The organism is Streptomyces sp. NPDC006997 (assembly GCF_040635175.1).
Lineage (GTDB): Bacteria > Actinomycetota > Actinomycetes > Streptomycetales > Streptomycetaceae > Streptomyces.
In genome coordinates this window covers 79,367-99,710 of sequence record NZ_JBEYHH010000029.1, presented here as the reverse complement: position 1 = coordinate 99,710, position 20,344 = coordinate 79,367, and the positions used below count along the sequence as shown (strand labels likewise).

The window sequence follows — 20,344 nt, the reverse complement described above, 5'->3', positions numbered from 1 at the left end:
CAACCCGCTACGACAAGACCGCCGAGTCCTACCAGGCAGCCGTCACCCTCGCCTCGCTCCTGATGTGGGCGTGACATTTGAAGACAACTCCTAGCGCCACCTACCGTTCGCCGGTCCGCGACTAACCAGCGAACGGTCGCTCGATTCGGGGGCTGACATGGCCGTACGCACATACGCAACGGGGCGTCTGGGATCCATCGCACTGGCTCTTTTGGCCACTACCGTCAGCGCGACGCTGGCAGCGCGTCAACGGCGGTCGGACAGGGCGGCGCAACTGTACGCGCGGCGCCTAGAGCTGGAAGAGCTGGCAATCCGCCGCAAGGCTCTCGCGCACCAGCAGCGGATGCACTGGGAGTTGCTGTCGAGGGCGATAGACGATCCGTCGCTGGCATCTGTGATCGACACCTACGATAAGAGCATCCCTGCCGAGCGGCGACGACAGTTCTTCTACGCGAACGCGTGGTACGCCTACCTCTTCCACCTCTACCGCGCAGGCGTTCTGGACCGGGACGAACTGTACGCGCACCTGCGCGAGTTCTTCCAGAGCCAGATCTTCCGTGAGTACTGGGAGGCATCGAAGGGGCAGCGGGCGACCTTGAGCCCGTCGTCCGACGAGGCACGGATCGGACGCATGGTGGACAAGCTCGTCATGGATCTGGACGAGGCGGACACGGACGAATGGTGGGTGGTGGGCAACCCTCCGTCGGACTGACAGCCCTTCGGTCATGCACCGATCAACGCTGCGACCACCAAGGACACGACTGAGTGACTTTTGGCCATGTTGCCACGAGCACCTCACCAGTCCCATTACCTTCTGTCATATCCGTGTGCCCGAAACTCCCTAAGGAACGGTAGCCCTTGAAAATCGTGCGCCGTATCGGTGCGCCCCCGAGCGCCCGAGGCAGCAACTCCGGAGCCAACTGCCCGGACGTGTTCGAGCTGAGCGACGGCAACTTCGCCGTCATCGGCACGGAAGCCACCGCGGCGTTGGACGGCGAACTGCCCACCGACGCGTCCCGCGCCGACTACGAGCGCATCGTCATCGTCAGCCGGGAAACCCTGATCCGCGCCAAGGCGGACATCCCCGACGCCTGACGCCCCGCACGAGCACGCGTCGTCCACACCGACCGCCCGTCACGCCTCCGGCCGCACGCAACCGTTGACCGAGCCGGACAGCCGACCCGCGAGCACCCGGCACACCGTCCCTGCTCGACGAGAACACCCGATGGGGCCTGGCGCCAGAACGGCACCAGGCCACACGCATGTCCGCGGCCCGGTTCGCCCCTCAGACCGCCTCAGGCACCTGAACCGGCACCCGCGGCCCCACATACCGCGCAGCCGGGCGAATGATCTTGGAGTCCTCCGCCTGCTCCAGCACGTTGGCACTCCACCCCACCATGCGCCCCGCCGCGAACGTCGGAGTGAACATCTCGCGTGGGAGGCCGCACAGTTCCATGACCAGGCCCGCGTAGAACTCGACGTTGGCGTGGAGTTCGCGGCCGGGCTTCAGCTCGGCGAGGATCGCCTCGACGCCGCGCTCCACCTCGACGGCGAAGTCGACGCGCGGCCCGCCGAAGCCCTGGGCGATCTCACGGAGCATCCGGGAGCGGGGGTCCTCCGTGCGGTAGACGGCATGACCGAAGCCCATGATGCGGTCACCGGCGAGGACACGGTCACGCACCCAGGCGTCGATACGGTCGGGGGTGCCGATGGCGTCGAGGGTGTCGAGCGCCCGGCTGGGCGCGCCACCGTGCAGCGGCCCGGACAGCGCGCCCACCGCCCCGGCGAGACAGGCGGCCACGTCCGCGCCGGTGGACGCGATCACGCGGGCCGTGAAGGTTGACGCGTTGAAGCCATGATCAATGGTTGAGATCAGGTACCGCTCGATCGCCCTGGCCCTCTGAGCGTCGGGCTCCTCGCCCGTCACCATGTAGAGGTAGTTCGCCGCGTACGACAGGTCATCGCGCGGTTCGACCGGGTCGAGCCCCCGTCCGAGCCGGTACAGCGCGGCGAGCAGGGTGGGGACGGCCGCGGTGGCGGTGACCGTGTCCGCCCGCCGCCGGTCCGCGTCGATGTCGTACACCGGCTGGAAGCCGTGCGCCGCGCCGAGGAGTGACAGCGCGGTGCGCATCCCGGCGAGGGGGCCGGAGCCGCCACCGGCCGCCGCGATGGCGGGCAGCGTCGCCCGGACGTCGGGGGGCAGGCGACGCAACGCCGCGGTCTCGGCGGCGAAGGCGGCGGAGCGGGCGGCGTCCGGCAGTTCGCCGTGGACCAGCAGGTGCCAGACATCCTCGAAACCGCGGGTCCGCGCGAGTTCGACGGCCGAGTACTGGCGGTAGTGGTAGAAGCCCTCCAGCCCCCGGACGTCACCGATCCGGGTCTCGGCGACCACGACACCCGCGAGTCCGCGCGGTACGTCGACGAGGGCGGTGCTGGACCTGTTGACGGACATGATTTCCTCCCTGTACTTGATTCGACTGTCCATGGTTGACTCAAGATCTGTCAATATTGATTGAATCAATATGAAGGGAGGGCTTATACGGTGGTCCCCATGCGCGATCAAGAACCCGGGCCCGGCCATCCGGAGCGGCGGCTGAGCACCAAGGAGGCCGCCGAACTGCTCGGGGTGAAACCCGAGACCGTCTACGCGTACGTCAGCCGCGGCCAGCTCAGCAGCAGACGCGCGCCCGGCGGAAGGGGCAGCACCTTCGACGCCAAGGAGGTCGAGGCGCTCGCGCGGCGCAACAGGCGGGACGGCGGGGCGGGTGCGGGCGGTTCGGGCGCCGCGGGGGGGCCGGGCCGTGAACTCGCGGTACGCACCCGGATCACCCTCATCGACAAGGACCGGTACTACTTCCGCGGCGTCGACGCGACCGAACTCGCCGCCCGGCACTCCTACGAGGAGGTCGCCGAGTGGCTGTGGACGGGCAGGCTGCGCCCCGGAGCCACCTTCACCGCCCCGGAGTCCGCCGTCGCCGTGGCCCGCAGCGCGGTCGGCGCGCTGCCCGGACACAGCACGCCCACCGACCGCCTTCGGGTCGCCGCGATCGCCGCCGCTGCCGCCGACCCGCTCCGTTTCGACCTGTCCGAGGAGGCGGTACTCGGCACCGCGCGCGTCCTCATCCCCACGCTCGTCGCGGCGCTGCCACCGGTGCGGCTCACCCACCGCGACGAGGGTCCGCTGGCCCACCGCCTGTGGGGGCGGCTCAGCGGGCGCCCGGCCGACGAGGCGTCGCTGCGCGTCCTGGACACCGCCCTCGGCCTGCTCGGCGACCACGACCTGGCCGCCTCGACGCTCGCGGTGCGCGTCGCCGCGTCGGCCCGCGCGCACGCCTACGCGGCCGTCTCGGCCGGGCTCGGCGTGATCGAGGGCCCGCTGCACGGCGCGGCCAGCGGCCTCGCCCACCGGCTGCTGCTCGACGTACTCGACCACGGCGACGCCGCCCCCGTGATCGCCGAGGAACTGCGGGCCGGACGCCGCGTCCCCGGACTCGGCCACCGGCTCTACCCCGGTGAGGACCCACGCGCGCGTGCCCTGTTCGCCCTCCTGGACGATCTGCCCCACGCCGCGCCCGCGCTCGCGGCGGCCCGCGACATCGAGGCCACCGCCGCCCGCCACCACCCGCTGCACGCCAACGTGGACTTGGCGCTCGCCGTCCTCACCGCCTCCAGCGGTATGCCCGCCACGGCGGGCGAGACGATCTTCGCGGTGGCCCGTACCGCGGGCTGGATCGCCCACGCTCTGGAGGAGTACGGCGAACGCCCCCTGCGGATGCGGCCCAGCGGTCAGTACGTGGGCCCGCGGCCGCCCCGACCACTGCCGTGAACCGGGTCTTTGCCGGGCAGAAACGGGGAACCCGGAACGGGAAACAGAGGCACCAGGAAGTCACTCCCGACAACTCAGGTTAGGCTCACCTCCGTGAGTACGTGCGCGACCGTCTCCCGCGACCTCGACGAGCCCGTTCCCGGCACCGCGGCCACGGCGACCACCTGGCTGCTGCTGGAACAGTCCGGCCCGTGGGGCCCGCGTGCGCTCACCTCAAGCCATCTGGACCCCGCCCTCGGCCGCGCCCTCGAAGGCGCCGCCCAGGGCACGGGCGTCCGCGTGGCGCTCATCCGCCGCCCCGGCCGCCACGCCGACCCCGGCACCACCGCCGTACGCCGGGTGTACGCGGCGCACACCCTGCCCGGCGACCCCTGGTTGCGCTCCGCCACGACCACGGATCCGCGCGAACTGCTCGGCGTCGACTTCGCCGCCCTCGGCAGGGGCGACCACCGAACCTTCGACCGGGCCCTCGACGGCCGCGCCCACACCGGCGACCCGCTCGCGCTCGTCTGCACCAACGGCCGGCGCGACCGCTGCTGCGCCCTGCTCGGCCGCCCCCTGGCCGCAGAACTCGCCACCTCCGGAGTGCCGGGCGTGTGGGAGGTCACCCACCTGGGCGGCCACCGGTTCGCGCCGACGGTGCTCGTGCTGCCGTACGGATACGCCTACGGGCGTGCTCAGGCGCACACGGTCAAGGAGGTCCTGCACGGCGTCCAGGAGGGCCGGATCGTGCTGGAGGGGTGCCGGGGCAGTTCCGCGTGGGAGCGGCCCGGCCAGGCGGCCGAGCTGGCCGTGCGGAGGGCGACGGGTGAGGACACGGCGGGCGCGCTGAGCGTCGTACGCACCGAGGACGTCCTACGGGCGGACGACGCGGCGCCGCGCTGGGAGGTGACCGTGGCGCACGTCGACGGGCGGCACTGGCGCGTCCTGGTCGCCCAGGGCGCGTCCCTGCCGCCGCGTCCGGAGAGCTGCGGCACGTCCGTGCTGGGCGCGCCCGCGCGGATGGACGTGCTCGCGGTCCGCGCGCTGACGGCGACGGCGCTCGCCGGCTGACGGCGGGGCGCGCGGAACGGCTCATCCACGCGATCCCCGAGCTGCTGGCGTACGCCGGGGGCGCACTCGGAGTCCGTGCGCTGTCGGCCTGGCTCATCGCCCGCCGCGCTGCTGGTGGCCAAGGCACCCGTCGCCGTGGAACGCGGGGTAGCGCTCCGCGTGTCGGACCGCACAAGGCCGCCGGACCTGCTGGTCGGCCCCGGGGGGCTGGTCACGGTCGTCGGCAGGAGACCGCCGAACGCACGGGCATGAGCCGCCAGACCGCCCAGCGCTGTCTGTAGCTCCTGGAGCGCACGGGACGGGCCACAGTGACCCTGGCGTACGGGGACGCGGGCCGCCCGGAACACCGTTGCGTGTGGGCGACCCGCGCCTGAGGACACGGCCCCTGGGGGCGGGGGGAAAGAACCGTGCCCTCCTTCCCTACGGAATCCAGGCCGCCGTTTCTCGCCCACGCGCGCTCCGATCTCCCCGGTCCGCCTCTCGGGGCGGACGGGCCGGGCTGTCGGCGTCGCGGGCGCCGGGCCGCTACGCCGCCCCCGCCCCCGTCAGCGACCGCACCTCCGTCTCCGCGTGCCTGGCCTCGTCGGGCTCCTCCGCCGAGGTGACCGTGCCGAGCCAGCCCGCGGCGAAGCCCAGCGGGATGGAGACCAGGCCGGGGTTCTGAAGTGGGAAGAACTGGAAGTCGAGGCCCGGGAACAGCGCGTCGGGGCTGCCCGACACCACCGGCGACAGGACAACGAGCAGGACGGCCGGGACCAGCCCGCCGTAGACGGACCATACGGCGCCGCGGGTGGTGAAGCCGCGCCAGAACAGCGAGTAGAGCAGCACGGGCAGGTTGGCGGACGCGGCGACGGCGAAGGCGAGGCCGACCAGGAAGGCGACGTTCAGGTCCCGGGCCAGCAGGCCGAGGGCGATGGCGACGACGCCGATGCCGACCGCTGCGACCCGGGCGACGGTGACCTCGCTGCGGGGCGCGGCCCGGCGGCGCCGCAGGGACGCGTACAGGTCGTGGGCCACGGAGGCGGAGGAGGCGAGGGTGATCCCGGCGACCACGGCGAGGATGGTGGCGAAGGCGACCGCGGCGACCACCGCGAAGAGAACCGTTCCTCCGGTGGAATTCGCGCCGCCGCCCAGGTCGAGCGCCAGCAGCGGAACCGCCGTGTTCCCGGCCGCGTTGGAGCCGCGCACGGTGTCCGGTCCGAGGATCGCGGCGGCGCCGAAGCCGAGGACGATCGTCATCAGGTAGAAGCCGCCGATCAGCCCGATCGCCCAGACCACCGAACGCCGTGCAGCCCGCGCGGTCGGCACGGTGTAGAAGCGGGACAGGATGTGCGGCAGCCCGGCGGTGCCCAGGACCAGCGCCAGTCCGAGGCTGATGAAGTCGACGCGGGCGGTCCAGCCCCCGCCGTAGCGCAGCCCGGGTGCCAGGAACTCCCGGCCGTGCCCGCTGCGGTCGGCCGCCGTGGTGAGCAGTCGGTTGATGTCGCCGTGGAACCGCGCCAGGACGAGCGCCGTCAGCGCGATGGTGCCGCCGATCAACAGCACCGCCTTCACGATCTGGATCCAGGTGGTGGCCCGCATCCCTCCCCACGACACATAGATCACCATGAGCGCGCCGACGCCGATCACGGTCCAGGTCCGCGCCGCGCCGCTGCTCCCGCCCAGCAGCAGCGCGACCAGGCTGCCCGCGCCCACCATCTGCGCCACCAGATACAGAACGGACACGGTCACCGAGGAAGTTCCCGCCGCGATCCGCACCGGCCGCTCCCGCATCCGGGCGGCGACGACGTCGGCCAGGGTGAACCGGCCGCAGTTGCGCACCAGTTCCGCGACCAGGAAGAGCACGACCAGCCAGGCCACCAGGAAGCCCACCGAGTACAGCATCCCGTCGTAGCCGTAGAGGGCGATGAGCCCGGAGATGCCGAGGAAGGAGGCGGCCGACATGTAGTCACCCGCGATGGCGAAACCATTCTCCAGGGGGGAGAAGAGACGTCCCCCGGCATAGAACTCCTCCGCGGAACCATGCCGGTCACGGCTCACCCACGTGGTGATCCCCAGGGTGACGGCGACGAACACACTGAACAGCAGCAGCGCCAGCGCCTGATGATCACCCGTCAGGCTGCCCGGGAGCTTCTCCGTCACCCCGCACCGCCCCGCGCGCCGCGGGTCAGTTCCTGGGTGTCCCAGCGCAGTTCGAGTGCGGCCCGGTCCCGGCGCAGCCGCGCGTGCCGCGCGTAGGCCCAGGTCAGCAGGAAGGTGGTGAGGAACTGTGCGAGCCCGGCCAGCATCGCCACGTTCACCGCGCCCGCCACGGGCCGGGCCATCAAACCGGGCACGGTCGTGGCGGTCACCACGTAGGCCACGTACCAGACGAGGAAGCCGACGACCGCGGGCACCACGAACCGCCGGTAGCGGCTGCGTACTTCCTGGAAGGCCGCGCTGCGCCGCACCTCTACGTAGACCTCGGCCGTGGCGTCCCGTGCGCCGCCCACGCGGGCGGGCGGCACGGACGTGGCCGGTTCGTGCGTCCCGTTCGCCTCGCCACAGCCGGAGGCGAGCGCGTCATACCAGGGGTCGCCGTACCTAGCGTTGCTTGAGTGCATGGCCAAGCATGGACAGACCGGGAAGATCCCTGACTCTTCTTCCTCCCGCTCTCACCCCATCAGGTGATGAGGGGAGAACGGGAGCGAAGCTCGGGTACGGGCGGCGGTTACGCGTCGATACGGGACCGGTCCAGCGTCGCCGCCGAGTTGGAGATGAACTCCTTGCGCGGGGCGACCTCGTTGCCCATCAGCAGGTCGAAGACGCCCTCGGCGGACTCCAGGTCGGAGAGGTTGATCCGGCGCAGGGTGCGGTGGCGGGGGTCCATCGTCGTCTCGGCCAGCTGGTCGGCGTCCATCTCGCCGAGGCCCTTGTAGCGCTGGATGGAGTCCTTGTAGCGGATGCCCTTGCCCTGGAACTCCATCAGCTTGTCGCGCAGTTCCCGGTCGGAGTACGTGTAGACGTACTTGTCCTGGCCCTTCTTGGGCTGGATGATCTCGATCCGGTGCAGCGGCGGCACGGCGGCGAAGACCCGGCCCGACTCGACCATGGGCCGCATGTAGCGGTGGAACAGCGTCAGCAGCAGGGTGCGGATGTGGGAGCCGTCCACGTCGGCGTCGGTCATCATGATGATCTTGCCGTAGCGGGCCGCGTCGATGTCGAAGGTGCGGCCGGACCCGGCTCCTATGACCTGGATGATCGCACCACACTCGGCGTTCTTGAGCATGTCCGTGACGGACGACTTCTGGACGTTGAGGATCTTGCCGCGGATCGGCAGCAGCGCCTGGAACTCGGAGTTCCGGGCCAGCTTGGCCGTACCGAGCGCGGAGTCTCCCTCGACGATGAACAGCTCGCTGCGCTCGACGTCGTCACTGCGGCAGTCGGCCAGCTTGGCGGGCAGGGAGGAGGACTCCAGGGCCGTCTTGCGGCGCTGCGCGTCCTTGTGCTGGCGGGCCGCGATGCGCGTACGGGCGGCGGCGACCACCTTCTCCATGACCACGCGGGCCTGCTGGGCGGCGTCCCGCTTGGTGGCCGTCAGGAACGCCTTCAGCTCCTTGGTGATCACGTTGTTCACGATCCGGCGGGCCGCCGAGGTGCCGAGCACCTCCTTGGTCTGCCCCTCGAACTGCGGTTCGGCGAGCCGGACGGTGACGACCGCGGTGAGGCCCTCCAGGGCGTCGTCCTTGACGACGTCGTCCTCGGCGACGCGCAGCAGCTTCTTGGCGCGCAGCACCTCGTTCATCGTCTTGGCGACGGCCTGTTCGAAGCCCGCGACGTGGGTGCCGCCCTTGGGGGTGGCGATGATGTTGACGAAGGACCTGAGCGTGGTGTCGTAGCCGGTTCCCCAGCGCAGCGCCACGTCGACGCCCAGCTCGCGCGTGACCTCGGTGGGCGTCATCTGGCCGTGCTCGTCGAGGACGGGGACGGTCTCCTTGAAGGTGCCCTGTCCGGAGAAGCGGAGGACGTCGCAGATCGCCTTGTCCGTGGCCAGGTACTCGCAGAACTCGCTGATGCCGCCGTCGAAGCGGAAGGACTCCTCACCCTTGCTGCCGCCCTCACCGAGGCCGTACTCGTCGCGGACGACGATGGTGAGGCCCGGGACGAGGAAGGCGGTCTGGCGGGCGCGCTGGTGGAGGTTGTCCAGGGAGAGCTTGGCGTCCTTGAGGAAGATCTGGCGGTCGGCCCAGTAGCGCACGCGCGTGCCGGTGCGGGTCTTGGGGATCTTCTTGGCCTTGCGCAGGCCGCTGTGGGCCTCGAACTTCGCGTCCGGGCCGAGCGAGGCGAAGGCGCCGGGCACGCCCCGCCGGAAGCTGATCGCGTGGGTGTGCCCGCCGCGGTCGACCTCGACGTCCAGCCGGGCGGAGAGGGCGTTGACCACGGAGGCACCGACGCCGTGCAGACCGCCGGAGGCGGCGTAGGAGCCGCCGCCGAACTTGCCGCCCGCGTGCAGCTTGGTCATGACGACCTCGACGCCGGAGAGGCCGGTCTTGGGCTCGACGTCGACGGGGATGCCTCGGCCGTTGTCCCGGACCTCCACCGAGCCGTCGTCGTGCAGGACGACCTCGATGTGGTCGCAGTAGCCGCCGAGGGCCTCGTCGACGGAGTTGTCGATGATCTCCCAGAGGCAGTGCATCAGGCCTCGACTGTCTGTCGAGCCGATGTACATTCCCGGGCGCTTGCGGACGGCCTCCAGCCCTTCCAGGACGAGCAGGTGCCGCGCGGTGTAGTTGGAACCGTCCCGGTCTGCTCCTGCCAGCAGCGCTGTGGACGGCACGGACGTTTCGGCGGTCACGCGGTTCGCTCCTCGCTGAATTTCAGATGAGGCCCTGGTGGGTAAGGGCCCGGCTTCGGTCGCCGCTCAGAGGGTACCGAGCCCAGGTAGAGCCGTTGTAACGCCACCCTCGTCTGCGGTTTCAGCCTAGTGCACCATCGCATACCTGTTCGATCCCTCGATGGGGTGAAGTACATATCACGTTCCCTTCGGGGCATGAACCATTTAGGCTCCGGGCACGTCCTCATGAACAAACCGGCAACCCAGCCGGGAGGACCGATGATGACCGACAGCGCGAAACCGTAAGACACACAGACACGCAATACGGCACATTCGCCGCCAACCGGCAGCAGACGGCCGGCCTCGGAGAGATTTTTCGAGGAATAGCCCCGAGCGGGAACGTTTTGGGCCTGGTTGGATGTTGACCCTGGTACGACAGCTCGTCGAGCTAGAGAAGAGGCGACGTGACTACTGTTCTGACCCCCGCGAGCCCGCTGACGGCCGCTGACCGCTGCGACCGCTGCGGCGCACAGGCGTATGTGCGCGTCGTCCTGCTCAGCGGCGGAGAACTGCTCTTCTGCGCCCACCACGGCCGCAAGTTCGAGCCGGAACTCAAGAAGATCGCCGCTGAGATACAGGACGAGACGGAGCGGCTGACGACCGTTCCCGCTTCCGCTACGGAAGAAGAGCGCTGACACCTCGGATCCACGACGAGCCGATCCGGCACAGGCCGGAGTGCGGGCGGTCCCCCTGCCCTCAGGGGTGGCCGCCCGTCATCGTCTCCACGTATCCCAGTCAGGTTCCGGCGCGCGGCGACCCCGCCTCCGTGCCCCAGCGCACCTTGGTGAGCAGGTCGGACACCCTCGTGTAGACGCCGGGGCTGCCGGAGCGCCCGCAGCCGCTCCCCCAGGACACCAGACCCACCAGCCTCCCGCGCGCGACCAGTGGCCCGCCGCTGTCGCCCTGGCAGGCGTCCCGCCCGCCCAGTACCTCACCGGCGCACAACATGCTCTCCGCTCGGTACTCGCCGTCCCCGCCGCCCGGATAGGCGCGCTCACACAGGGCGTCCGACAGCACATGCAGTCGCGCTCCCCGTAGCCCGGTCGCGTAGTCCCCGGCGCCGCTGGTGTCGCCCCAGCCGTAGACCACGGCCGCCGTGCCGGGCTCGTAGGCGGGGTCCCCCGCGGGCGCCATCTGGATGGCCGAGTTCTCCGGCAGCGACTCGGCGAGGCTGAGCACCGCGAAGTCCCCGGCGTTGCTGTCACGGTCGTAGTCCGGGTTCACCCAGGCGTCCCGTACGGCTATCTCCCGCCCTTCCCGCGCGCGCAGGTCCGTACGGCCCGCGATGACCTTGAAGTCACGCACCTGCTCCACGGGGCCGCTCAGCACCTCCTCGTCCAGGCAGTGGGCCGCCGTGAGCACGGTCGTCGGGCCGACGGCCACCCCGTCGCAGAACTGACCCGCCCGCGTACCCCCGAACCGGTCACGGCTGGACAGGGCCACCGTCCAGGGGCTCTGGGCGACGTCCACGGGGAACCCGCCGATGACGACGCTGTCGGCGGCGGCGGGGACGGCGGAGACCAGCGGCAGCACGGCCGCGGCAGCGGCCAGGACCAGCGGCCGGGACAGCGCCCGGACAACAGACCGACGCATACATGCTCCTCACTCTGGGGCGGTCATGGAACACCCAGAGTGATTCACCAGGCAGCACCCCGCACCCCGCGCGGGCACGCGGAAGGCCCGGTTCCCCGAGGGGGAGCCGGGCCTTCGTCGCCGTACCGAGGGACGGTGCGGCCTAGTCGAGGTAGTCGCGCAGCACCTGGGAGCGGGACGGGTGGCGCAGCTTCGACATGGTCTTGGACTCGATCTGGCGGATGCGCTCACGCGTGACGCCGTAGACCTTGCCGATCTCGTCGAGGGTCTTCGGCTGACCGTCGGTGAGACCGAAGCGCATGGAGACGACGCCCGCCTCGCGCTCCGAGAGGGTGTCCAGGACGGAGTGCAGCTGCTCCTGAAGGAGGGTGAAGCTGACCGCGTCGGCCGGGACGACGGCCTCGGAGTCCTCGATGAGGTCACCGAACTCGCTGTCGCCGTCCTCACCGAGCGGGGTGTGCAGGGAGATGGGCTCGCGGCCGTACTTCTGGACCTCGATGACCTTCTCGGGGGTCATGTCGAGTTCCTTGGCCAGCTCCTCCGGGGTGGGCTCGCGGCCCAGGTCCTGGAGCATCTGGCGCTGCACACGCGCGAGCTTGTTGATGACCTCGACCATGTGCACCGGGATACGGATGGTGCGGGCCTGGTCGGCCATCGCGCGGGTGATCGCCTGCCGGATCCACCAGGTGGCGTATGTGGAGAACTTGTAGCCCTTGGTGTAGTCGAACTTCTCCACCGCGCGGATGAGGCCGAGGTTGCCCTCCTGGATGAGGTCCAGGAAGAGCATTCCGCGGCCGGTGTAGCGCTTGGCCAGGGAGACCACCAGACGGAGGTTGGCCTCCAGCAGGTGGTTCTTGGCGCGGCGGCCGTCCTCGGCGATGATCTCCAGCTCGCGCTTGAGCTTCGGCGCCAGCTTGTCGGAGTTGGCGAGCTTGTCCTCGGCGAAGAGACCCGCCTCGATGCGCTTGGCCAGCTCGACCTCCTGCTCGGCGTTGAGCAGCGGGACCTTGCCGATCTGCTTGAGGTAGTCCTTGACCGGGTCGGCGGTCGCGCCGGCGGCGGCGACCTGCTGGGCGGGGGCGTCGTCCTCGTCCTCGTCGGACAGTACGAAGCCCGCGTTCTCGGTGCCCTCGGGCTCGTCGCCCGCCTTGGGCTCCTCCAGGACCTCTTCTTCGACCAGCTCGGCGTCGTCCTTCTTGGCGGCCGTCTTCTTCGCGGTCGTCTTCTTGGCGACGGTCTTCTTCGTGGCCGCCTTCTTGGCGGTCGCCTTCTTCGCGGCCGCCTTCTTGGCGGGCGCGGTCTCCTCCGCGGCTTCGTCGACTGCGGGGTCGGCCGGAGCGGCCGGAGCGGCTGTGCTGGCGGTGGCCTTCCTCGCGGACACCGTCTTCGCCGCGACGGTCTTGGTGGCGGTGCGCTTGGCCGGACTCTTCGCTGCGACGCTCTTCCGGGTGCGCTTGGGCTCCGCGGCACTGACCATCAGCGTCACACCCTCTTCCTCGAGGATCTGGTTGAGGCTGCGCAGTACGTTCTTCCACTGAGTGGCCGGAATCTGGTCAGCTTCGAAGGCCCGACGCACGTCATCGCCGGCGATCTGCCCCTCAGCCTTTCCCCGCTCAATGAGCGCCATGACAGAGACGGACTCGGCGATCTCCGGCGGGAGCGTACGGGATGTGCTGGCCGACACGAACAACCTCTCGGAACGTTGGAAAACGACTTCCGGCCCCGTCCGTGACGGACAGGAGCCGACCACCGGCTTGGGGATGGGCCGACGGCGCGGGCGGGGCCGGGGAAGATGCACAGCGCCGTGTACGGCGTCTGTATTCCCTCCGCGGCTGTCACCTCTTAGGTCATCGCGCTGCCTCCACGAGCGTTACGCCCATTCCGCGTGGCCCGAGTCACACCCCGTAAGCACTCAAAAACGGTCAGACACGGGCAGATGGTTTCACCCTTGTACGACCATTGTCCGCCGTACCGCCCGATTGGCCGCTGTTACCGACCGTCGATGACCTCGCGCGGCATCGGACCCCGCAGGTCGGGAGGATCCCTGCGGGGTCCGACGGAGGAGGGCGCCAGCCGGGCGGTGGCGCAGGAGGAAGGACGCCCACCGGGCCGCGGTGCTCCCGGGGAGCGGTCAGCGCTCGCACGGGCGCGCGTCCAGCGTCCGCGCGAGAGGGCGGTCAGCACCCGCGCCCGCGGCGGCACGCGCTGGGCCGGGAGCGGTCGGCGTCCACGCGGGGACCGGGGCAGCGCTCGCGCGCGGGACCAGGGTCAGTGCTCGCGCGGGGCGGGCACCACGCGCTCCACCTCGGGGTGGACGGTGAGCAGTTGCCGCATGGCGGTCTCCGCGCCCGCCCCGTCGCCCGCGGCGAGGGCGTCGGCGATCCTGGCGTGGTGTGCCAGCGAGGCCTCGTTCGGACGGTCACAGCCCGTGACCGGGCCGCCGGAGACCTGGAGGGCCGCGGAGACGATCCCGGAGAGGTGCTCCAACATGCGGTTGCCCGCGACCTGGATCAGCAGGGAATGGAACTCGGCGTCGGCGCGGGAGAAGGTCAGCACGTCACCCTGCCCCAAGGAGTGGCCCATGATCCCGACCATGTCGGAGAGCCGCTGCTGGACGTCCTCGCGGCCGTGCCCGGCGGCCAGTCGCGCGGCGAGCGGCTCGATGGTCCACCGCAGCTCGCTCAGCTCACGGCGCTGGTCGTCGCGCTGCGGCCCGAAGGCCCGCCATTCGATGATGTCCGGGTCAAGGAGGTTCCAGTCACTGACGGGGCGCACGCGCGTGCCGACGTTCGGGCGGGCACTGACGAGGCCCTTGGCCTCCAGGACGCGGAGCGACTCACGGACGACGGTGCGGGAGACCTCGAAGCGCTGGCCGATCTCCTCGGGCACCAGCGGACGGTCGGCACCCAGGTCCCCGGAGACGATCATCTGGCCGAGCTGTTGGACGAGTTGGCCGTGCAGGCCGCGGCCACGGCTGCCCGTGGCGCGTCGGCCCGCGCGGCCGAGCTCGGGGTCGGCGCCCTCCCACGCGGGGATGCCGACGCGGTCGACGGCCGGGGCCTCGGCGTAGGGGTAGCGGTCGATTTCGCCCGGTCCGGTGAGACCGGAGTCAGCGGAGCGGGCGGAGGTCATCATGGTGTGCGCAAGGGTACTCACGCATCCTTTGTCGGCGCCGTCTCCAACTCCCTTGAGGTCTTTGGTGAAAAGCACACGAAAGGGTGATCGCTCACTTCGCCCCAATTGACGCCTTATCGGAAAGAAATGGGCGTTCCCTGGAGAGTTGCGCACAGGCCGCGACCGGAAGGCGACGAACCAGTGTCACCGGGCCCTGCTCCGCAGGGTCGTGAGCAGATACGCGCAGAGCAGCGTGGTCAGCGACAACGCCAGCGCGCTGCCCACGGGTTGGGCGAGCATCCGCGCCAGCGCGGCCAGGTACCGCTCCCCACCGAAGGGCCATTGCGACAGGAGCACCTCACGCCAGCGCATCGGCCACCCCCTCGCGGCCCGAACGGACGGCCCCTCCAGAACCCTGTGTACGACGGGTACGACGAGCACCGGAACGCCGACCACCGCCGCCAGCCCGGCGGTCGTGGACCGGAAGACCCCCGCGGCCAGCACCCCCGACCAGGCGCACCCCACGACCAGCCCGACCCAACCGGCACCCAGCGGAAGCCAGTCAGCGGGAACCTCCGCCAGCTCCCGTCCGTAGAACAGGTAGAGCACTTCGGCGTCGCAGCCCACGGTGAGGACGGCCAGGGTCAGCGCGGTGACCGCGGCCACGAGGAGCTTCGCGACCAGCAGCCCCAGCCTGCGGGGCACGGTGCCGCGATCCGCCGCCAGCGCGGGGTGGCGGAACTCGTCACCGAAGGCCAGCGCGCCCAGCAGCCCAGCCCCGAGCGCCGCGGGCGGCAGCGGCAGCTCCCGCGGCCACGCCGCCAGCAGGCGCGGCTGCGGGGTGTGCCCGACCCGCGCGAGGACCACGGCGGTGACGGCCGACACGACGAGCACCGCCGCCCCGGTCAGAAACCCGGTACTGATCCCGGCGGCCCGCCGCAGCTCGTACCGCAGCGGCCGCAGTGGGCTGGGGGCGGGGCGCACGGAGATGGGGGGCGGGAGCGCGGGCAGCGAGGGGGCGGCTTCGAGGGGGCGGTCCTGAGGGCTGGGGATGGGCTCGGAGGGTGCGGGCGGAGGTGGGGGTGGGGGTGGCGTGTTTGGCGTGGGCGGGGTGGTGGCGGGGAGGGTGGGGTGGGAAGGGGGGGAGGGGGAGGCTTCCAAGGGTGACTCGGAGGGGAGAGGGCGGCCCTCCCTTGACTGTGGCTGCGGCTGCGGCTGCGGCTGGGGTGCCCACGCCGCGGCGTCCTCCGTCGCGCCGGGCCCCATGTCGCCGATCTCGTCCGCGAGTCGGTGTACGAGGATGCCGTGCCGGAAAGCGGTCTCGCCGACGTCGGCGCAGCTACCGCCGTACACGGAGAGGCGGTTGCCGCCCTCTCGTACGACCTCGACCGAACGGTGCCTGGTGCGGGCCTCCTTGGTCAGCAGCGCGGCGAGACGGGCGGCGTGCGGGCTGCGTACGGCGACCCGGGGGCGCAGTCTGGTGCGGGCGAAGTCCGCGGCGTCCTGGTCGGCGACGAGTCGGCCGCGGTCCAGCGTCACGATCCGGTCGGCGGTACGGGCGGCCTCCTTCGGGTCGGCGGTGGTGAACAGGACCGTGCCGCCCTGGGCGGCGTGCGCACGGAGCGCGCTGTGCAGCCAGCGGCTCTCGCGGGTGGAGAGCCCGTCGGCCGGTTCGTCGAGGACTAGGGTGTGAGGGTCGGCCAGGAGCGCGCAGCCCAGGCCGAAGCGGCGGTCCATGGCGCGTGAGAGGGTGCCGAGGCGCTCGTCGCGCAGACTGACGAGACCTACGGCCTCAAGGACCTCGTCGGCCCTGCGGACGGGCACTCCGCTGGCCGCGCACAACATGCGCAGATGGCCGCGGACCGTGCGGGCCGGGTGGCCCGGTACGTCGCCGAGGAGCACACCGACCTCGCGCGACGGGTGGGCGATGCGGTGCAGTGGGCGGCCTCTGAAGTAGGTGATCCCCCGGCCCTGTTGAAGCTCCAGCATGAGCCGGAGCGCCGTCGTCTTACCCGCGTCGACCGCTCCGAGCAGCGCGGTGACCTGGCCCGCGCGCGCTTCGAAGGAGAGGTCGTCGACGGCGGGGGCAAGGCCCTTGCGGGGGTTGCTGGTCAGTCCGATGGCCTGGATCACTCTCAGCAAGATAGCGCGCTATGTCCGATTTTTCGGGCACCGCGAGATGGGCTCCCGGGTCCGGTCCCGCGTCGGGGTGTGGTGGCCCGGCGGGTGGTCCTCGGCAGCACTGTCGCGGCCCCGCGCTACACCTCGGGCCGCAGCATCGGGGGGTTGAGCAGTGTGGCTCCGCCCGCCCGGAAGAGCTGGGCGGGTCGGCCGCCCTGGCGTGTGGTGGTGCCGCCGGTGGGGACGAGGAAGCCCGGGGTGCCGGTGACCTTGCGGTGGAAGTTGCGCGGGTCGAGCGCGACGCCCCATACGGCCTCGTAGACGCGACGCAGCTCGCCGACGGTGAACTCCGGCGGGCAGAACGCCGTGGCCAGCGAGGAGTACTCGATCTTGGAGCGGGCCCGCTCCACGCCGTCCGCGAGGATCTGGGCGTGGTCGAAGGCGAGGGGTGCCAGTGGGTCGCTGTCCCGCCCGTAGCCGCCCTGCTGCAACAGTTCCTCGACCGGCGCCCAGCGCGCGTTGCTCGCGTCGCCTCCGGCCCGGGGTGCGGGCAGGTCGGGGGCGAGCGCCAGGTGGGCGACGCTGACCACGCGCATTCTGGGGTCACGCTTGGGGTCGCCGTAGGTCGCGAGTTGTTCCAGGTGGGCGCCGTTGTCCTGGGCGGGGACGGCGGGGTCGTGGACGCGCAGCCCGGTCTCCTCGGCCAGTTCCCGTGCCGCCGCCTGTGCCAGGTCCTCGTCAGCTCGTACGAAGCCGCCGGGCAGCGCCCAGCGCCCCTGGAAAGGGGGCTCACCGCGGCGCACCGCCATCGCGCAGAGGGCGTGGCGGCGAACGGTCAGCACGACCAGGTCCACGGTGACGGCAAAAGGCGGAAAGGCTGACGGGTCGTAGGGCATATGGCGATCATAGTCGTCTGCCTGACGATAAACACTCCCTTCGCCAGCCCGACCAGTGGCCGGTCCGCGTGCCTCCGGAAGCGGACCAAGGGTCCGCCGCTGCCTGTGATCCGCTGTCGTGTCATACGAGGTCATACGGCTGCTGCCGAGCGGTCACACGCCCAGTCGCAGGCCGTCCGCTGCCTCCTCGACCATGGCGAGGCCGCGTCGGCTGACCCGTACGGAGAAGGGGGCACCCGCGACGCTCAGGCCCCGCAGCCCGATCTCGCCGAGGGGTGCGCTGCGTATGGGGCGCCGGGTGACCGTGCCGCCCGGGGCGTCCAGGCGGATGCCCACGAGGGAGGTCAGCAGCAGGGTCCCGGCGGCGGCCGAGGTGGCGGCGGGGCGGCAGGCCGCCGGGTGGGGCAGCGGGGCGCTGCCGTCGGTGCGCTGCTCTCCCGCGTACATCTCGGGCAGCCGGTACCCGAAGGCCTCGGCCGCCGCAAGGACGCCCCGCAGCAGTCCGCTCGCCTCGCTCTCGTAGCCCGCCGCGGCCAGGCCCGCGACGGCTGTCGCGGTCTCCTGCACCCGCACGGCCCCGCCACGGTGGCCGAACGGGTTGTAGGCCGCCTCCTTCGCTCCCAGCCCACGTAGGCCCCAGCCTGAGTCCATGGCCGGGCTGCCGAGCAGCCGGGCCAGTTGCCCGGTCTGCACGCCGTCGAGCAGGCCAGGGGCGTGGACGCCGCCGCCCAGCAGGCCGGTGTCAAGGAGGTGGGCGGCAGCCGAGCCGAGCTGGGGCAGCAGACGTCCGGCGGAGGCCCGCGCGGCGGCGGGGTGTCCACCTCCCGGCGTGGCCACCCAGAAGTCGCAGGACCAGCGCAGGCCGGAGTCATGAACGCTGGCGGGCAGTTCGGGGCCCGCGCGACCGGACGCGATAGCACCCAGGGCGGCCAGGTTCGTGCGCCTCGGGCACGATCGGTGCCTGGCGGAGGCTCCGGGAGGACATGGTCGGTGCGGCGGCCCGCCCTGCTCAGGCGTTCCGCCACTCAGGTGAACGGAACCGCGCTCCTCCAGGTCACGGCCACGCCACGGCACGCTGACCGATTGACGGCGTCGCACCGGTCGGCCTTCGCTGCCGCCCGCCTCACCGTGGGGTGCCGACCTCCGCACGGAGTCGAGTCGGCCACCCTTCCATAGTCCGGCGATGGCATGCACGGCCCCCGCGATCACTCCTCGGCAACCGATCTTCGCGGCACGGCCATGGCCTCGTAGCTCGCGCCGCCTCATACGTCATCCCCAGTACCGCCGTTCCTCGCCGGACGCTCGTCTCCCGTACGCCTGCCGCGACGACGTGCCGTCTCCTCCCCCAGGGCTCCGGGACGGGACCCGCCGGGGCGGCCGTCGGAGGGCCGGGTCCGTCCGGGCCGTCCGCCACCCGGGCGGGTGCTTCCGGACGGCTTCGGAAGGGGCCTGGCCACGCCCACCCCCGGCGTAGGGGCACCAGGGCGTGTGCGTCGCCGGAAAACCGTAGTCCCCGCTGTTGCCGGAGCCGGTGTGGGCCGTGCCGCAGGCTCTTCCGTGCTGTCTGGTCCTGCGGCGTCGTCCCGCCCGCGTTCCTCGCGTTCGGCGCGCAGGCAGCGTCGGAGCGACTCAGGGTCGAGTCCCTCGTTGACCGCCTGGTGCAGCAGTCGGGCGAAGAGGTAGTCCGGGTCGGAGCCCAGCGCCATGGCGAGGGCCTCCCGTGCCTCGATGTCGTCGCCGGTGGACCAGGCGACCCATCCGACGAGGGTGAGCGGTGCGGCGGCGTGTTCGCGGTAGGAGCCGACGCAGCGCCTGGACAGGGCCCGCCAGAGCCGGATCGCGGGACCTGCCTCGTCCTCCTCCATCCACTCGGCCGCGCGGTCGCGGGTCGTGCGGTCCTGCAGCCCGAGGATCAAGGTCGCGGCTTCACCATTGCTGAGCAGTTCGTCGTCCCCCAGGTCGGCTGACGCGGTGCTGGTGGCGGGTGGCGCCGCCGCGAGACGGCCCATGAGCCGCTCAGCCAGTTCGAGGGTCTCCTCGGCGACCTGCTCGCGGCTCGTCTCGTCGAGGATGCGTCGCACCACGGTCAGACTGGCGGTGTCGAGCGCCGCTTCCTGGTCCTGCACTGCGGCGGTCTCCCACGGGAGCAGCCGGGCCCGCAGTTCCCGCAGCGTGCCCCGCACTTGGAGTCCGACGTACGTGGCCGCCGCGGCCAGTACAGAGGTGCCGGGCAGGCCCATCGGCGCTCCCTCGGCCGGGCAACAGCCCTCGATGTCGCAGCAGTACGACCAGAAACGGCCGGACGAGATGCAGAGGGCGTCGAGCACGGGGACGTCGAGCAGGCCGCATTCGACGCGGAGTTGCTGGACGAGTGGTCGTAGGCGTTCCATGACCTGCTGGCCGGTCTCGCCAGTCGGCGGTTCCTGGCAGACGTACGCGACCATCTGCTCGGGTCGTGCTCCCCTGCGCTCGCTGCCCTTGACCAGTCCCTGCGCCAACTGCCGGGCCACGGAGGGCCAGTCGTCCGGGTTCGCCGGGATGCCGAGGCGGGCCCGGCCGCCGAACCGTCCGCGTCCGTCGCGGTCGTGGAGGGCGACCAGCACGATGCTGTCCTCGGGGCGGTATCCGAGCAGGTACGGCAGGGCGTCGGCCAGTTCGGCCGGGGTGCGCAGGGTGACCTGCTGGGCGCCGAGGTCGCCACCGTAGGCGGTGGGGCCGATGTGCGGTGCGGCGGTGTGTGTGGGGTGCGTGGAGCCCGTTGCCGGTCGGTCGTTCCCCTTCCGTCCGGCAATGTCGTCGTTGTCGAAGGATCCAGTGGTTTCGTCGTGATGCGTCATGTGTCGACGATCTCGCGGATTGCAGAATCTC

General features: G+C 71.4%; 15 protein-coding genes and 2 pseudogenes. 6 read left to right on the top strand and 11 right to left on the bottom strand.

The features are described from left to right. Positions 1 to 157: 157 nt before the first annotated feature. Together ABZ659_RS26380 and ABZ659_RS26375 are read left to right on the top strand one after the other, a co-directional pair. Positions 158 to 712, top strand: a complete 555-nt coding sequence (locus ABZ659_RS26380; protein ID WP_360224560.1) for a DUF6082 family protein — start codon at positions 158 to 160, stop codon at positions 710 to 712. A gap of 146 nt (positions 713 to 858) precedes the next feature. Next, positions 859 to 1,095: a hypothetical protein gene (locus ABZ659_RS26375; protein WP_360224558.1), complete on the top strand. Its 237-nt coding sequence runs from the start codon at positions 859 to 861 to the stop codon at positions 1,093 to 1,095. A 190-nt stretch (positions 1,096 to 1,285) separates the two neighbouring features. Here the strand turns inward: ABZ659_RS26375 and ABZ659_RS26370 are convergent, their stop codons facing one another. Then, positions 1,286 to 2,452, bottom strand: coding sequence for a citrate synthase/methylcitrate synthase (locus tag ABZ659_RS26370; protein ID WP_360224556.1), 1,167 nt, complete (start codon positions 2,450 to 2,452; stop codon positions 1,286 to 1,288). 99 nt (positions 2,453 to 2,551) lie between these two features. Between ABZ659_RS26370 and ABZ659_RS26365 the strand changes: the two genes are divergently transcribed. From ABZ659_RS26365 to ABZ659_RS26355, 3 genes and pseudogenes are all read left to right on the top strand, one after another. Next, positions 2,552 to 3,826, top strand: coding sequence for a citrate synthase (locus ABZ659_RS26365; RefSeq protein WP_360224554.1), 1,275 nt, complete (start codon positions 2,552 to 2,554; stop codon positions 3,824 to 3,826). A gap of 93 nt (positions 3,827 to 3,919) precedes the next feature. Beyond that, entirely contained in the window at positions 3,920 to 4,879 is a 960-nt protein-coding gene (locus ABZ659_RS26360) for a sucrase ferredoxin (RefSeq protein WP_360224552.1), read from the top strand. A gap of 224 nt (positions 4,880 to 5,103) precedes the next feature. Then, positions 5,104 to 5,253, top strand: a pseudogene (locus ABZ659_RS26355) (two-component system response regulator); the annotation flags it as partial. 151 nt (positions 5,254 to 5,404) lie between these two features. On the opposite strand, the gene ABZ659_RS26350 reads toward ABZ659_RS26355, so the two are convergent. The 3 genes from ABZ659_RS26350 to ABZ659_RS26340 form a co-directional block, all read right to left on the bottom strand. Further along, positions 5,405 to 6,997 carry a cation acetate symporter gene (locus ABZ659_RS26350; protein WP_360224570.1) on the bottom strand — a complete coding sequence of 531 codons (1,593 nt, stop codon included), beginning with the start codon at positions 6,995 to 6,997 and terminating at the stop codon, positions 5,405 to 5,407. Positions 6,998 to 7,017: 20 nt separating this feature from the next. Continuing rightward, the gene (locus tag ABZ659_RS26345; RefSeq protein WP_360224550.1) at positions 7,018 to 7,482 is read right to left on the bottom strand and encodes a DUF485 domain-containing protein; all 465 of its coding nucleotides are present in this window, start codon (positions 7,480 to 7,482) and stop codon (positions 7,018 to 7,020) included. A gap of 107 nt (positions 7,483 to 7,589) precedes the next feature. Continuing rightward, positions 7,590 to 9,713, bottom strand: coding sequence for a DNA topoisomerase IV subunit B (locus tag ABZ659_RS26340; RefSeq protein WP_360224548.1), 2,124 nt, complete (start codon positions 9,711 to 9,713; stop codon positions 7,590 to 7,592). Positions 9,714 to 10,156: 443 nt separating this feature from the next. Between ABZ659_RS26340 and ABZ659_RS26335 the strand changes: the two genes are divergently transcribed. After that, a complete protein-coding gene (locus tag ABZ659_RS26335; RefSeq protein WP_360224546.1) occupies positions 10,157 to 10,387 on the top strand; it encodes a hypothetical protein in 231 nt (76 codons plus the stop codon). A gap of 100 nt (positions 10,388 to 10,487) precedes the next feature. On the opposite strand, the gene ABZ659_RS26330 is transcribed toward ABZ659_RS26335, so the two are convergent. The 7 genes and pseudogenes from ABZ659_RS26330 to ABZ659_RS26300 all read right to left on the bottom strand — a co-directional run bounded on the left by ABZ659_RS26330 (position 10,488) and on the right by ABZ659_RS26300 (position 20,313). Continuing rightward, a complete protein-coding gene (locus ABZ659_RS26330; RefSeq protein ID WP_360224544.1) occupies positions 10,488 to 11,345 on the bottom strand; it encodes a serine protease in 858 nt (285 codons plus the stop codon). Between the two features lie 142 nt (positions 11,346 to 11,487). Further along, positions 11,488 to 13,029, bottom strand: a complete 1,542-nt coding sequence (locus tag ABZ659_RS26325) for an RNA polymerase sigma factor (protein ID WP_360224542.1) — start codon at positions 13,027 to 13,029, stop codon at positions 11,488 to 11,490. Between the two features lie 584 nt (positions 13,030 to 13,613). Further along, complete coding sequence (locus ABZ659_RS26320) at positions 13,614 to 14,501, bottom strand: FCD domain-containing protein (protein WP_360224540.1); 888 nt, start codon at positions 14,499 to 14,501, stop codon at positions 13,614 to 13,616. Between the two features lie 162 nt (positions 14,502 to 14,663). Further along, positions 14,664 to 16,592: an ABC transporter ATP-binding protein gene (locus tag ABZ659_RS26315; protein ID WP_360224538.1), complete on the bottom strand. Its 1,929-nt coding sequence runs from the start codon at positions 16,590 to 16,592 to the stop codon at positions 14,664 to 14,666. Positions 16,593 to 16,717: 125 nt separating this feature from the next. Then, entirely contained in the window at positions 16,718 to 17,476 is a 759-nt protein-coding gene (locus tag ABZ659_RS26310) for an NUDIX hydrolase (RefSeq protein WP_360224536.1), read from the bottom strand. Between the two features lie 153 nt (positions 17,477 to 17,629). Continuing rightward, positions 17,630 to 18,322: pseudogene (locus ABZ659_RS26305) on the bottom strand (glycogen debranching protein); the annotation flags it as partial. 416 nt (positions 18,323 to 18,738) lie between these two features. Next, positions 18,739 to 20,313, bottom strand: coding sequence for a DUF4192 domain-containing protein (locus tag ABZ659_RS26300; RefSeq protein WP_360224534.1), 1,575 nt, complete (start codon positions 20,311 to 20,313; stop codon positions 18,739 to 18,741). Positions 20,314 to 20,344: the final 31 nt, after the last annotated feature.

Coding starts and splice junctions, on each gene's coding strand:
- ABZ659_RS26310 (WP_360224536.1), bottom strand. CDS start 17,476: ATGCCCTACGACCCGTCAGCCTTTCCGCCTTTTGCCGTCACCGTGGAC.
- ABZ659_RS26345 (WP_360224550.1), bottom strand. CDS start 7,482: ATGCACTCAAGCAACGCTAGGTACGGCGACCCCTGGTATGACGCGCTC.
- ABZ659_RS26300 (WP_360224534.1), bottom strand. CDS start 20,313: ATGACGCATCACGACGAAACCACTGGATCCTTCGACAACGACGACATT.
- ABZ659_RS26330 (WP_360224544.1), bottom strand. CDS start 11,345: ATGCGTCGGTCTGTTGTCCGGGCGCTGTCCCGGCCGCTGGTCCTGGCC.
- ABZ659_RS26365 (WP_360224554.1), top strand. CDS start 2,552: ATGCGCGATCAAGAACCCGGGCCCGGCCATCCGGAGCGGCGGCTGAGC.
- ABZ659_RS26370 (WP_360224556.1), bottom strand. CDS start 2,452: ATGTCCGTCAACAGGTCCAGCACCGCCCTCGTCGACGTACCGCGCGGA.
- ABZ659_RS26380 (WP_360224560.1), top strand. CDS start 158: ATGGCCGTACGCACATACGCAACGGGGCGTCTGGGATCCATCGCACTG.